13 protein-coding genes and 1 pseudogene are annotated in these 13,443 nt (G+C 70.1%); 2 read left to right on the top strand and 12 right to left on the bottom strand.

All coding sequences use genetic code 11. From position 1 onward, the window contains the following. Positions 1 to 15: 15 nt before the first annotated feature. The 3 genes from JX283_RS00625 to nrdR form a co-directional block, all read right to left on the bottom strand. Complete coding sequence (locus JX283_RS00625; RefSeq protein WP_204828863.1) at positions 16 to 1,368, bottom strand: NCS2 family permease; 1,353 nt, start codon at positions 1,366 to 1,368, stop codon at positions 16 to 18. Between the two features lie 70 nt (positions 1,369 to 1,438). Further along, a complete protein-coding gene (gene dut / locus JX283_RS00620) occupies positions 1,439 to 1,888 on the bottom strand; it encodes a dUTP diphosphatase (protein ID WP_204407678.1) in 450 nt (149 codons plus the stop codon). Then, positions 1,881 to 2,333, bottom strand: coding sequence for a transcriptional regulator NrdR (gene nrdR / locus JX283_RS00615; protein ID WP_204828862.1), 453 nt, complete (start codon positions 2,331 to 2,333; stop codon positions 1,881 to 1,883). The genes dut and nrdR overlap by 8 nt, the downstream gene beginning before the upstream one ends. Before the next feature lie 235 nt (positions 2,334 to 2,568). Here nrdR and lexA point away from each other — a divergent pair, with 235 nt between their 5' ends. After that, entirely contained in the window at positions 2,569 to 3,237 is a 669-nt protein-coding gene (lexA, locus tag JX283_RS00610; protein WP_204828861.1) for a transcriptional repressor LexA, read from the top strand. After that, positions 3,234 to 4,001, top strand: a complete 768-nt coding sequence (locus tag JX283_RS00605) for a heparan-alpha-glucosaminide N-acetyltransferase (protein ID WP_204828860.1) — start codon at positions 3,234 to 3,236, stop codon at positions 3,999 to 4,001. The genes lexA and JX283_RS00605 overlap by 4 nt, the downstream gene beginning before the upstream one ends. On the opposite strand, the gene hflX is transcribed toward JX283_RS00605, so the two are convergent. From hflX to JX283_RS00560, 9 genes and pseudogenes are all read right to left on the bottom strand, one after another. Beyond that, entirely contained in the window at positions 3,998 to 5,308 is a 1,311-nt protein-coding gene (hflX, locus tag JX283_RS00600) for a GTPase HflX (protein WP_204828859.1), read from the bottom strand. The two genes, JX283_RS00605 and hflX, sit on opposite strands and share 4 nt — an antisense overlap. Positions 5,309 to 5,319: 11 nt before the next feature. Continuing rightward, a pseudogene (miaA, locus tag JX283_RS00595) lies at positions 5,320 to 6,270 on the bottom strand (tRNA (adenosine(37)-N6)-dimethylallyltransferase MiaA). Next, the gene (gene miaB / locus JX283_RS00590) at positions 6,267 to 7,631 is read right to left on the bottom strand and encodes a tRNA (N6-isopentenyl adenosine(37)-C2)-methylthiotransferase MiaB (RefSeq protein ID WP_204828858.1); all 1,365 of its coding nucleotides are present in this window, start codon (positions 7,629 to 7,631) and stop codon (positions 6,267 to 6,269) included. Before miaB ends, miaA begins: the two are co-directional and overlap by 4 nt. Beyond that, the gene (locus JX283_RS00585; RefSeq protein ID WP_204828857.1) at positions 7,631 to 7,960 is read right to left on the bottom strand and encodes a stage V sporulation protein S; all 330 of its coding nucleotides are present in this window, start codon (positions 7,958 to 7,960) and stop codon (positions 7,631 to 7,633) included. The genes miaB and JX283_RS00585 overlap by 1 nt, the downstream gene beginning before the upstream one ends. Before the next feature lie 109 nt (positions 7,961 to 8,069). After that, complete coding sequence (locus tag JX283_RS00580) at positions 8,070 to 9,152, bottom strand: ATP-binding protein (protein ID WP_204828856.1); 1,083 nt, start codon at positions 9,150 to 9,152, stop codon at positions 8,070 to 8,072. Positions 9,153 to 9,155: 3 nt separating this feature from the next. Continuing rightward, entirely contained in the window at positions 9,156 to 10,718 is a 1,563-nt protein-coding gene (rny, locus tag JX283_RS00575; protein ID WP_204828855.1) for a ribonuclease Y, read from the bottom strand. Between the two features lie 249 nt (positions 10,719 to 10,967). Then, complete coding sequence (locus tag JX283_RS00570; RefSeq protein WP_204407007.1) at positions 10,968 to 11,696, bottom strand: regulatory protein RecX; 729 nt, start codon at positions 11,694 to 11,696, stop codon at positions 10,968 to 10,970. Next, positions 11,696 to 12,781: a recombinase RecA gene (recA, locus tag JX283_RS00565; protein ID WP_204828854.1), complete on the bottom strand. Its 1,086-nt coding sequence runs from the start codon at positions 12,779 to 12,781 to the stop codon at positions 11,696 to 11,698. Before recA ends, JX283_RS00570 begins: the two co-directional genes overlap by 1 nt. Positions 12,782 to 12,999: 218 nt before the next feature. Continuing rightward, the coding region (locus tag JX283_RS00560; protein ID WP_204828853.1) for a CinA family protein at positions 13,000 to 13,443 on the bottom strand (444 nt) is incomplete at its 5' end.

The following is a 13,443-nucleotide window of genomic DNA, read 5'->3' as shown; positions in this document are numbered from 1 at the left end:
TGCGTTCGGACGGGGCTATGAGATGAGGAACGAGACCAGGAAGGCCGCGGCCGCCACCCACATGAGCGGCTTCACCTTCTTGACGTTGCCGGTGGCGACGGAGACCACCACGTAGGTGATGAAGCCGAGGCCGATGCCGGTGGAGATGGAGTAGGTCAGCGGGATGCCGATGACGGTGACGAACGCGGGCAGGCCGTCGAGNNNGCTGGTCCAGTCGATGAACTGGACCTGGTCCATCATCAGGTAGCCCACGAGAACGAGGGCGCCGGCGGTGGCCGGGGTGCTCACGACGGCGATGAGCGGCGAGAAGAAGGCCGCGACGATGAAGAGCACGCCGGTCGTCACGGAAGTGAGGCCGGTGCGTCCGCCGTCCGCGGCGCCGGAGGCGGACTCCACGAACGTGGTGATGGACGAGGCGCCCATGAGGCCGNCCGCCGCCGCCGCGGCGGAGTCGACCACGAGGATCGGGCGGATGTCCTCCACCCTGCCGTCCTTCGTGAGGAAGTCGCCCTGCTTGGCGACGGCGAAGGCCGTGCCCATGGTGTCGAAGAAGTCGCTCATCATGAGGGAGAACACGAACATGAGGAGCACGGGGCTTATGACCACCTTGGCGATGCCCATGACGCCCTGCTCGTCGACCATGAAGGGCGCGCCGAAGGTGGAGAAGTCCAGGGGCGATACGATGCCCGAGGGCATGGTGGTGACGCCCAGCGGGATGCCCGCGACCACGGCGATGAGGATGCCGATGAGGATCTCGCCCGGCACCTTCAGGCAGTAGAGCACGAAGGTGGAGAAGATGGCGATCATGCCCACGATGTAGGCGGGGTCCGTGACGGCACCCATGGTGATGAGCGTGGACTCGTCGTTGACGACGATGGCGCCGTTGATGAGGCCGATGAGGGCGATGAAGATGCCCAGGCCGGCGGCGATGGCGTGGCGCAGCGAGGCGGGGATGGCGTCCATGATGGCCTCGCGCAGGCCGCAGAGCACGAGGGCGAGGATGACGATGCCCTCGATGAACACGACGGCCATGGCGGCGTGCCAGTCGCCGTTGCACAGGCCCGTGAGCGTGAACGCGACGACGGCGTTGATGCCCATGCCCGACGCGCAGGCCAGGGGGCGGTTGGCGAAGATGCCCATGAGGATGGTCATGACACCCGCGCCGATGCAGGTGGCCGTGACGCCGGCGCCCATGGGGATGCCGGCGGCCGACAGCAGCGCCGGGTTGACGGCGATGATGTAGGCCATGGCCAGGAAGGTGGTGACGCCTGCCCGAAGCTCGGTGCCCACGGACGAGCCCCTCTCCCCCATGTGGAAGAAAGACTCAAGGGCACCCTGTCCCCCGGTCGTCCCGAAGGATTTTTCCATGCGATTGTCCTCTCGATCTCTCGTCTTCACCGGGCCGCTCCCTCACGGCGCCGGCCTATGTGCCAGGTGCCTAGGAGGCGCCGCTGGAACCGAAGCCGCCCGCCCCGCGGTCCGTCTCGTCGAGCTCCCCCACCTCGACGAGGGACACGGTGGGCACGCGCTGGATGACGAGCTGGGCGATGCGCTCGCCGCGCTCGATGGAGATGGGGGTCTCGAGGTCGAGGTTGACCGCGCAGACCTTGAGCTCCCCGCGGTAGTGGGAGTCGATGAGACCGGGCGTGTTGGCCATGGAGAGGCCGCGCTTGAGCGCCATACCGCTGCGGGGCTGGACGAAGCCGGCGTAGCCCTCGGGGATGGCCACGGCGAGCCCCGTGCCGACGAGCCTGCGCTCGAGGGGCGCAAGGACGACGTCCTCGTTGGAGCGGAGGTCGAGCCCGGCGTCGCCCTCGTAGGCGTAGGACGGGAGCTCGACCGTGGGGTCGATGCGCTTGATGGGGACGACGACGGGGGTGTCACTCATCGGCGAGCCTCCTAAGCTCCTCGCTGAACTCATCGATGTCCTTGAAGTCGCGGTAGACCGACGCGAACCGCACGTAGGCGACGCGGTCGATGTCGCGGAGCCTCACGAGCACCATCTCGCCGAGGTCGCCGCTGGCCACCTCGGACACGCCGCGNTCGCGCAGGCCGTNCTCGACGCCGTCGATGAGGGCGTCGAGCTGGGCCACGTCGAGGTCGCGCTTAACGGTGGCGGCCACGAGGCCGCGCATGACCTTCTGACGGTCGAAGGGCTCGCGCCGGCCGTCCCGCTTGACGACCACGAGGGGGAGCTCCTCGCGACGCTCGTAGGTGGTGAAACGGGTGCCGCACCTCACGCACTCGNGCCGCCTCCTGATGGCCTCGTTGCTCTCCGAGGGCCTGGAGTCTACGACCTTGGACTCGTCGCAGCCGCATGTTGGGCAGTGCATGGCATCCCTTCCTTGCCGCGGGGGCGACCGCATGGCGGTACCCGGCCACCGANAGATAGCACGCGGGCTCCACGGACACTCCACGGCCTCACCACATGGAGAGGAGCCTNTAACAGTTTGTATNAGGACGNGGGCGTTGTAAAGGCGGACCCCGCCGTTCCCCGAACAGATGTTTTTGACCGAACGTCCGTTTGCTATGATGGTGGCCACGACCGTACCGACCGTCGGAGGTCCCATGACCCGTCCCAAGCTCAGCCACCGTGTGCAGATGATCTACGACTACCTCGTGGAGTACTGCCACGACCACGGCTACCCGCCCTCGGTCCGCGAGATCGGCGACGCCGTGGGCCTCAAGTCGCCGAGCACGGTCCACATGCACCTCCAGACGCTCGAGCAGAAGGGTCTCATCNNGAGGACCGCCAACAAGTCGCGCACCATCGAGCTCGTGGACTGCCACGGGCCGTCGCGCCAGGCGGTGGAGGACGGCGGCACCACGCTCGCCCAGGTGGACATCGACATGGACTCCTCCACGCTCCGCCTCCCCCTGGTGGGCCGCGTCGCGGCGGGNGTCCCCATCCTGGCCGAGCANNACGTCGAGGAGAGCTTCACGCTCCCCACGGGCATCGTGGGCGACAACTGCTCCTTCATGCTCCGCGTCAAGGGCGACTCCATGATCAACGCCGGCATCTTCGACGGCGACTACCTCGTGGTGCGTGAGACCTCGGACGCCGTGAACGGCGAGATCGTCGTGGCCCTCGTGGGCGACGGCGCCACGGTCAAGACGTTCTACCGCGAGAGGGACCGCTGCAGGCTCCAGCCGGAGAACGACGCCATGGAGCCCATCTACGTAGAGAACCCCCGCATCCTCGGCCGGGTGACCGCGCTTCTGCGCACCATCTCGTGACCGCGCCCTCCCCTTCCGGCCCCTGGGAGCGCCCCGTCGGCCGTGTGCGGCTCTTCGACGCCGTGCGCGGCTTCTCCGTCGTGTCGATGGTGCTCTTCCACCTCTGCTACGACCTCGTCTTCATCGAGGGGGTCGACGTCGCGTGGTTCGCGCCGCCGCTACAGGACGTCTGGCGGGCGTCCATCAGCTGGACGTTCCTCCTCGTGTCGGGGTGGATGTGCAGCTTCTCCCACGACAACCTCACGCGCTCACTGCGCTACCTCGCCGTGGCGCTCGCCATCTTCGCGGCCACGTCCCTGGCGGCCGTGGACGACCCCGTCAGCTTCGGCATCATATTCTGTATAGGCGCCGCCACGCTCGTGGACGCCCTGCTCGAGCGCGCCCACCTGGAGCCGCGCGGGCTCNCGTGCGCCGCGGCGCTCCTCGCGCTCTTCCTCCTGACGCTCGGCGTCCCCTCGCGGGAGCTGGGCGTCGGTCCGTGGGAGGTGACGCTCCCCGCCGGCTGGTACGCCCACCCNGGCCTCGCATGGCTCGGCCTGCCGTCGCCGGGGTTCGTGTCGGGGGACTACTACCCCCTCGTGCCCTTCGCCCTCATGTACGGCGTGGGCGTGGCCGTGGGGCGCTGGTTCGCGCCGCGCGGGTACCCGCGCCGGGTCCTCGCGGCGCGGTGCGCCCCTTTCGAGTGGGTGGGGCGCCACGCCCTCCCCATCTACGTGGTGCACCAGCCCCTGCTGCTCGCCGCCCTCGNGNTCCTCGGCGTCTAGGCGTCCGGGGCCGGGTCGNCGGNCCGNTANGGCTCCAGCGATCCTGCCAGGCGCGGCGGAACCTTGGCCGTGACGTGCAGGCCGCCGTCCNCGTAGGTCTCGCGNACCACCTGCCCGCGCTCGTGCNCCATCTTCATGAGCNGGCCCTTGTCGTAGGGCACGAGCGCCGTCACGGTGACGTCGCCCTCGGAGGCCTTGGTCGCCACAGCGTGCAGGAGCGCGCCCAGGCCCGTCTCCTCCTTGGCCGACACCATGACGGCGTCGGGGAACGCCAGGCGCAGGGCCTCGCGGTCCGCAGGGTCCAGCAGGTCCACCTTGTTGAGGCAGAGGAGGGTCTCCTTGTCGCCCGCGCCTATCTCGTCGAGCGTCCTTCTCACGGCCTCCTCCTGGGCCCTCCAGTCGGGGTTGGAGGCGTCCACCACGAGCATCACGAGGTCGGCGCCGGACACCTCGGCGAGGGTCGACCNGAACGACTCCACGAGCGTGGTCGGGAGCTTCTGGATGAAGCCGACGGTGTCGGTGAGGGTGATCCTGCGGCCCTCGGCGAGGTCGAGGGAGCGGGTGGTGGGGTCCAGCGTGGCNAAGAGCTCGTCCTTGGCGTAGACGTCGGAGTCCGTGAGGGCGTTCAGGAGCGTCGACTTGCCGGCGTTGGTGTAGCCGGCGAGGGAGACGCGGTAGATGCCCGAGTCCCAGCGGGCCTTGGACTGGGTCCTGCGGCGCGAGGCCACCCGCTCGATCTCGCCGCGGAGGTGGGAGATGCGGTCGCGGATGAGCCGTCGATCGACCTCGAGCTGCGACTCGCCTTGGCCGAACCGGCTGCCGATGCCTCCGCGGGTCTGCTCGCCCATGAGGTGGCTCCACATCCCGCGCAGGCGCGGGAGCACGTACTTGAGCTGCGCGAGCTGGACCTGGAGCCTCCCCTCCCGGGTCTGGGCGTGGCTNCCGAAGATGTCGAGGNTGAGCGCCGTGCGGTCGATCACCTTCACGGGCTCGCCCAGGGCCCGCTCGAGGTTGCCCTGCTGGGAGGGGGTGAGCTCCTCGTCGAAGACCACGACGTCCACGTCGAGCGCCTCCACGGCCTCCTTGAGCTCCAGCACCTTGCCCGAGCCGATGAAGGTCTTGGGCACGGGGCGGTCGAGCCGCTGCGTGAGGGTCCCCACGACGTCGGCGCCGTCGGTGTCCACGAGGCGGNCGAGCTCGGCCATGGAGCGCTCCTNGGGCCACTCGTCGGCCCGTCCGAGGTCGACGCCCACGAGAAGGGCACGCTCGCGCGGCAGTGCGGTGGGTTGCGGTGTCTTCCGGGCCATGGAGCCCCCTTTCAGCGCCCCGCCTCGACGGAGCGCCTGAGATCGTCTGTCACGAGCGCGGCCGCCCCCTCGACCGTGGTCTCCCCCATGGGCACCACGGTGGCGCGGCCGTCGCGCCGTATCCACGAGAGCTGACGCTTGGCGTAGCGCCTCGTGGAGCGCTTCACCTGCTCGCGGGCCTCGTCNAGGGTGCAGAGGCCGTCGAGGNCCGCGAGCACCTCATTGTAGCCGATGGCTNNGGAGGCGGTGGCGGAGCGGCGGATGCCGGCCTCGTCGAGGGCGCGCACCTCGTCCACGAGGCCGGCCGCGAACATCTCGTCCACCCGGCGGTCGATGCGCGCGTACAGGGTCTCGCGCTCGGGCACGAGGGCCCAGATGCGGGCGGCGTAGTGGGGGTCGCGGTGCCTCAGGTGGCGGGTGCGCTCCGCGTAGGACTTGCCCTGGTCGGCGAGCTCGAGGGCGCGCACCACCCGGCGGACGTTGTTGGGGTGCACCGCCGCGGCGCTCTCGGGGTCGCGGTCGCGCAGGAGGGTCCAGAGGGCCTCGGGGCCCCGCTCGCGGGCGACGGCCTCGTAGCGGGCGCGGGGGCCCGAGGCGGCGTCTCCCGAGGGGAAGTCCATCTCGTCGATGACGGCGTCGAGGTAGAGGCCGGTGCCCCCGCAGAGCACGGCGCAGCCGGCCGTCTCGAGGGACCGGTCCACGCACCGGCGCGCGTCGCGCTGGAAGAGGGCGGTCNAGTNCGNNTCGNCNAACCCGGCGACGTCGACCATGAGGAGCTCGGCACGCCGTTCGGCGACCGGCGTCTTGGCCGTGCCGATGTCCATGGAGCGATAGACCTGCATGGCGTCGACGGAGACCACGGGGCAGCCCANGGAGCTCGCCACANGGTCCGCCACGGCCGACTTGCCCGACGCCGTGGGACCGCAGACGCAGGCGACGGGACCCGGCAGCCCCCCGCTCATCGCGGGTCGNCGGCGCAGGTGCCCCGGAGGTACCACGGGCGGCCGTCGAGCACCTCGACGGGCACGACCTTGNCCACCAGGTCGGCGGAATCCGCGCCCTCGGGGGCCTCGAAGAGCACGGTGACGTTCTCAGGGCTGTGGCCGGTGAGGACGCNGGGGTCCTTTTTGGAGGGGCCCTCAACGAGGACGTCCACGGTGCGGCCCACCTGGCGGCGGTTGTAGTCCCAGCTCTGCTCCTGCACAAGGGCGGCGAGCCGGTCGAAGCGGCCCTGAATCTCGTCGCGCGGAGTCGGGTCGTCCACGGCGGCGGCGGGCGTGCCCTCGCGCTTGGAGTAGATGAAGGTGAAGGCGCTGGAGAAGGCGGCCTCCCTCACGAGCGAGAGGGTCTCGAGGAAGTCCTCCTCGGTCTCGTTGGGGAAGCCGACGATGATGTCGGTGGAGAGGGCGANGTCGGGCATGGCGGCACGGCTGCGGCGCACGAGGTCGAGGTAGTCCTTCCGGGTGGANTTCCGGTTCATGCGCCGGAGCACGTCCGTGGAGCCCGACTGCACGGCGAGGTGCAGCTGGGGCATGACGGCGGGCAGCTCCGCCATGGCGGCGATGGTCCCGTCGGTGAGGTCCTTTGGGTGCGAGCTCGTGAACCGGATGCGCTCGACGCCGGTGGCGGCCACGGCCCGGAGGAGCTCGGCGAACCGGGGCTCGCCGTAGCGGTCGCGCCCGTAGGAGTTGACGTTCTGGCCGAGGAGGCACACCTCGCGCACGCCGTCCGCCACGAGGGCCTTCACCTCGGCCACGACGTCCTCCATGGCGCGGCTGCGCTCGCGCCCGCGGACGTAGGGGACGATGCAGTAGCTGCAGAAGTTGTTGCAGCCCGTCATGATGGGGACCCACGCGTGGAACGGTGACTCCNCGCGGTCGGGGAGGTCGCTCGAGAACGCGGTGCCGGGCTCCGCGGTGTCGGCCTTGAGGGACGAGCCCGCCTCGGCGCGCGANTCCTCGAGNAGCCNCGGCAGACTGGCGATGGCCTGGGTGCCGAACACGACGTCCNCGTTGGGGATGANGGAGCGCATGGNGTCGCCCTCGCGCTGGGCGATGCAGCCGCCCACGCAGACCGTGCGGAGGCCGGACGGCGGAACGGGCGCGCTCACCATGGCGGAGGCCTGGCCCTGGAGGTGCGTGTCGGCCTTCTCCCTGACGCAGCAGGTCATGAAGACGACGGCGTCCGCCTCCTCGGGCGTGGGCGCCTCGAGCATCCCGCAGGAGTCGAGGACGCCGGCGACGCGCTCGGAGTCGTGGAGGTTCATCTGGCACCCGAAGGTCTTCACGTGGTAGGTGAGGCCGGCGAGGCCGCCCTCCCCCATCAAGCCCCCAGCTCCTGGGAGCGCTTGAGCACGGGGGCCGGGGAGGCGGCGGCGTCCCCCACGGCGAGCGGGTGCACGTAGACGGCGATGCGGATGGCCGTGCGGGAGTCGNCGTCGATCTGGATGTCGGAGAAGGTGGGGGCGATGGAGATGTCGAAGCCCGACGGGATGAGGAAGCCGCGCGCGATGGCCACGGCCTTGACCGCCTGGTTCACCGCACCGGCACCGACGGCCTGCAGGTTGACGGGCACGCCGTCCTTCACCATCCCGGCGATGGCCCCTGCCACCGAGGCCGGGGACGACTTGCTCGANACTTTNAGGAANTCCATGACCGTTGCTCCAGTGTTGCGGATGAGGTTGATGCGTGGTGCGGTTGAGGCGGCGCTTTGCCAATGGTACCCGAACCGCCCGNTGACCTGCATGGCGGGGAGGGCTCCGTCACCCCTCATCCTCTTTGAGGAGGGGAAAGGTGACCACGAGGCGGTCCCCGGTGGAGCGCACCGTGGGGGCGTCCTCGAGGGAGACGTAGTAGCGGTCCGCGATGAAAGAGAAGGCGCGCTCCATGAGGCGCGAGAACTCCTCGGCGTCACCCTCGTCGATATGGAGACTCCTACGGTCCCGGGAGAGGTCCACGGGTCGCCTGCGGCCGGTGCCGTCGTCGGGGCGGTGGGTGAGCCTGGCCATCACGGATCGGACGGGGCGGATCGCTCCCGAGAGGATGCGGTGCGCCGTGCGCTCGGAGATGGGGAGCCCCACACCCTCGGCGGTCTCCACGAGCTCCCGGGCGTCGGCCGCCACGCAGAGCCGCTCGAGCACGGGGAGCGAGGAGGGGTCGTCCACGAAGAGGATGCCCGTCTCGTCGAGGGACGAGGAGAGGCGGGAGCGCACCGTGGCCACGACCTCGGCCGCGGAGCCGAGGAACACCTGGACCCTCCCCCGCTCCTCGAGGGCGAACTCGCAGCACGTCCGTGCGATGTTGNGGGGCCCGGAGCCCACGGTCTGGCGCCCCTCGTCGTCGGTGGCGAGGGCGGGCCAGGTGGACTGGTCGGCGCGCTCGGGGACGTCGTCGCAGGAGCACATGACCGAGACCGACGAGCCTCCGCCGGGCACGGAGGCGGCGACGTGGGCGTCCTCGGCGTTCTGGCGGATGGAGAAGAGCGCCATGCCGNGGCCGTGGACGCCCCACCGGTCCTCGTGGACCGTGTCGAGCTTGGAGGTCACGCGTGCCTCGAAGATCTGCTCCTGGAGGGCAGCGGGGACGCCGCAGCCGTCGTCGAGCAAGACCACGCGCCGTTGGGTGCCGGTGCGACCCGTGGCCACGTAGACCTGGGTCGCACCGGCGTCGCGCGCGTTGCGGAGCATCTCTATGACGACGTCCTCCACGCAGCGGATGTCATGCCGCGCCTGACGGCGTTCCGCCTCGTCGACGACGAGGCGGACGAAACCGTCGCCGAGGTTCTCCTCGACCCGCACGGCCGAGGAGCCGATGACGTCCGACACGAAGTCCGCGAGGTCGCCCATGGGCTACTTGGCCACATCGACGGCGCGGGACTCGCGGATGACCACGACGCGAACCTGGCCGGGGTACTCCATCTCGTCCTCGATCTGCTTTGCGATGTCGTGGGCGAGTACGACGGCCTTGGCGTCGGAGATCTTCTCAGGCTCCACCATGACATGGAGCTCGCGGCCGGCCTGCATGGCGTAGGTGCGCTCGACGCCCTCGTGGGCGTTGGAGATCTCCTCGAGCTTCTCGAGACGCTTGATGTAGGTCTCGGCGGACTCGCGGCGGGCGCCCGGACGGGCGGCGCTGATGGCGTCGGCGGCCATCACGAGGACGTCGAGGACCGTGGAGGGCTCGACGTCGGCGTGGTGCGCCTCGATGGCGTGCACGACGTCGGCACGCTCGCCGTAGTTGCGGGCGAGGTCGGCGCCGATGACGGCGTGCGGCCCCTCGACCTCGCGGTCGATGGCCTTGCCGAGGTCGTGCAGGAGGCCGGCGCGCTTGGCGAGGGCGCAGTCCGCACCGATCTCGGCCGCCATGATGGAGCAGAGCTCGGCCACCTGCTTGGAGTGCTGCAGGACGTTCTGGCCGTAGGAGGTGCGGTAGCGAAGCGCTCCGAGGGTGCGCACGATCTCGGGGTGCAGGTCGTGGATGCCCATGTCGAACGCCGCCTGCTCGCCGGCCTCGACGACGCGCTGCTGGACGAGCTTCTCGGCCTTGGCGTACATCTCCTCGATGCGGGCCGGGTGGATGCGGCCGTCGGCGATGAGGTTCTCGAGGGCCACGCGCGCCGTCTCGCGGCNGACGGNGTCGAANCTGGAGAGCACCACGGTCTCGGGGGTGTCGTCGATGACGAGGGAGACGCCGGAGACCTGCTCGAAGGTGCGGATGTTGCGGCCCTCGCGGNCGATGATGCGGCCCTTGAGGTCGTCGGACGGGATGTGCACGGAGGTGACCGTGATCTCGCCCGCCTGGTCGGCGGCGCAGCGCTGGATGGCGGTGGAGACGATCTCGCGGGCGGTCTTGTCGGCCTGNGCCCTCACGCGCTGCTCGNACTCCCGGAGGATCTGGGCCTCCTCGCGCACGGTGTCCTTGCGGACGCGGTCGATGAGCTCGTCGTGTGCCTCCTCCTTGGTGAGGGCGGCGATGCGCTCGAGCTCGCAGGACTGCTCGCTCACCATCTGCTCAAGCTCGTTGCGACGGCGGTCGAGGCGGCTCTGGGCCTCGGAGAGCTGGTGCTCCTTGCGGTCGAGGGAGTCGTTGCGGCGGTCGAGGGACTCCTCGCGCTGCATGATGCGGGACTCCATCTCGCGGAGCTCGCCCTTGCGGGTGCGGTTCTCCGCCTCCTGGGCATGGCGGAGCTTGAGAATCTCCTCCTGGGCCTCGAGAAGCGACTCTTTCTTCTGGGTCTCTGCCGTGCGGGCAGCCTCCTCGACGGTGCGTCTGGCCGTATCCTCGGCCTGGCGGACCTTCTCGTTGGCCTCGACGACCCTGGCGTTGGTCTTGCCGTTGGCAACGACCCATGCGGCCACAGCGCCGATGACTAGCCCGACGATGCAGAGCACCACGGTGATGACAGGATCCATGTCGTGCCCCCTCGTCTCTTCAGGGAAAGCTCGTAATCAGAGAGACCGCCTTGCGGCGGGTGCCGAGGAAACGGCCGTTCTGGCCGGGGCCAGGGATGCCTCCAATAAGGACCTGTCGTGCAAATAGGAACCTATGAATATGCAAAATCCCAGCATGGCGTACCGGGACGGACGCTTCAACAGCTCTTGTATCTTACGGGAAGACGCAGGGTAAGTAAAGGTTCGCGGACGGCACGGCACCGGGCACCGCTATTCATCGCCGTCCTCGAGAAGCCGTGCGGCGCAGCGCTTGGCCACGTCGTAGGAGTACCCGCGGCCTACGAGGTAGCGGACCGTCTTCTCGTAGGGGTTCCTCGCCGGCACGCTGCGGCGCGAGACGAGCTCCCAGGCGCGGTCAAGCTCGGACTCCCCCTCGAGGAAGTCGTCGGGCCAGCCGGCCACCGAGGAGGCGTCGACGCCGCGGCGGGAGAGCTCCTGCTCGATGCGGCGCAGCCCCCACCCGGAGTAGACCTTCGACCTGATGAACGCCTCGGCGAAACGCACGTCGTCGAGCAGGCGCCCCTCCCGGGCCCGGGCGCAGACGTCGTCGACGACGGCCCGTGGGTACCCTGCGCAGAGCAGCCTGTCGGCCGCCTCCTTGGAGGAGTAGTCCCGGCGGTCCACCATGGACGTGAGGCGCTTGGCGCAGCAGGTGGTGGAGGCGGCGGCCACGAGACGGCCCATGCCGCCTTCCCCCAGCGTCACGGAGGGTTCCTCGCGGACGGCCTTGACCACGGCCCTGGCGACGGCGACGGGCACCTGCAGGGCCTCGTCGCCGCCGTCGCCCGGGCGCAGGCGCGCCTTGGGCGCGGGGCCCGAGAACCCGGAGCCCGCGCCCTTGGGCGGGAACGTGACGGTCCACAGGGAGCCGTCTCCCCCCGCGAGCTCAACGGTCTCGCCGCGGGGGGCTTCCGGCCCCGACGACGCGCCGAACCTCATCAGGCCTCGGGGGCGCCGGCCGGCGTGCCGTCGGCCAGCTCGTCCTNGAACTCGAGGCCGCAGGCGATGCGGACCTTGTGGTCGATCTCGTCGAAGAGGTCGGGGTTGGAGCGCAGGAACTCCTTGGCGGCCTCGCGGCCCTGGCCGAGCCGCTCGCCCTGGTAGGTGTACCAGGCGCCGGACTTGTCGACCACCTCGTAGTCCACCGCCATGTCGAGCGTGGAGCCCTCCTTGGAGATGCCGGTGCCGTACATGATGTCGAACTCGGCCTGCTGGAAGGGTGGGGCCACCTTGTTCTTGACCACCTTGACGCGGACGCGGCTGCCCACGAGCTCGCCGNCCTTCTTGATGCCATCCACCTTGCGGATGTCCATGCGCACCGAGGAGAAGAACTTGAGCGCGCGGCCGCCCGTGGTGGTCTCGGGGCTGCCGAACATGACGCCGATCTTCTCGCGGAGNNGGTTGATGAAGATGCAGGTGGTCTTGGACTTGGCGAGGGACCCGGCGAGCTTGCGGAGCGCCTGGCTCATGAGGCGGGCCTGGAGGCCCACCGTGGTGTCGCCGATCTCGCCCTCGATCTCGGCGCGGGGCACGAGGGNCGCCACGGAGTCGATGACGATGACGTCGATGGCGCTGGAGCGCACGANCATGTCGCAGATCTCGAGCGCCTGCTCGCCGGTGTCGGGCTGGGAGATGAGGACGTCGTCGATGTCCACGCCGATGCGGGCGGCGTAGCCGGGGTCGAGGGCGTGCTCGGCATCGATGAAGGCCACGACGCCGCCCATGGCCTGGGCCTCCGCCAGGATCTCGAGCGAGAGGGTCGTCTTGCCCGAGGACTCGGGGCCGTAGATCTCCACGATGCGGCCGCGGGGCACGCCGCCGATGCCGAGGGCGGCGTCGAGCGCGATGCAGCCCGTGGGGATGGCCTCCNCCTCGAGGTCGCTGCCGCCGTCGCCGAAGCGCATGATGGCGCCGGAGCCGAACTTCTTGCGGATCTCGGCCGTGGTGGCGTCCACCACCTTGTCGCGCTCCTCGCCGGTGGTGCGCTCGGCCACGGTCTTCGTGGGTTCCTTCTTCTTGGCCATGGTGCTCCTCTCGTCTCTTTTCTGCCCGGAATGCTAGAAGAACATCTGTTCTATGTCAATCCGACGCCACCATGGAACCAGACGGCCCCGACGGCGCGCCGACCGGTTTCCGACCGCTGTCCGACCGCGGCGGTCGGAGGGGCCTCCGCGCGCGGCGTCGCCGCAGGTGGGGACGGTGGCCCCATGGCACGGCCCGCAGTGGTGCCGTGACCTCTCCCTCAATCCTCCACAAGTGCCGAGAGGTGCATGGCCAGGGCACAGGCCACTGCCTTGAGGCGAACCCCCGCACGGTCGCCAGNGAAGTGGNGGAGCATGGCCCTCTCCCCCTCGGGGCCCGAGAGGCAGAGCCACACGGTGCCCACGGGCTTGCCCGGGACCGCGCCGCCGGGGCCGGCGATGCCGGAGATGGAGACGCAGGCGTCGGCGCCGAGGCACCTCCGGGCCCCCGCAGCCATCTCGCGGACGCAGCGCTCGGAGACGGCGCCCGCCTCGGCGAGGGTGGTCGCCGAGACCCCGAGGACGGACTCCTTGACCGAACAGGCGTAGCTGACCACGGAGCCGATGAGCACCTCCGACGATCCGGCCTGGGACGTCACGGCACCGGACGCGAGGCCCCCGGTGCAGGACTCGGCGAAGCCGACGGTCCTTCCCGCCCCCGCCGC

Origin of the sequence: Olsenella sp. CU969 (assembly GCF_905219715.1) — a bacterium.
Taxonomy (GTDB): domain Bacteria; phylum Actinomycetota; class Coriobacteriia; order Coriobacteriales; family Atopobiaceae; genus Granulimonas; species Granulimonas faecalis.
Note: the sequence above shows the minus strand (reverse complement) of the source record. Positions and strands in the feature narration are given on the sequence as shown.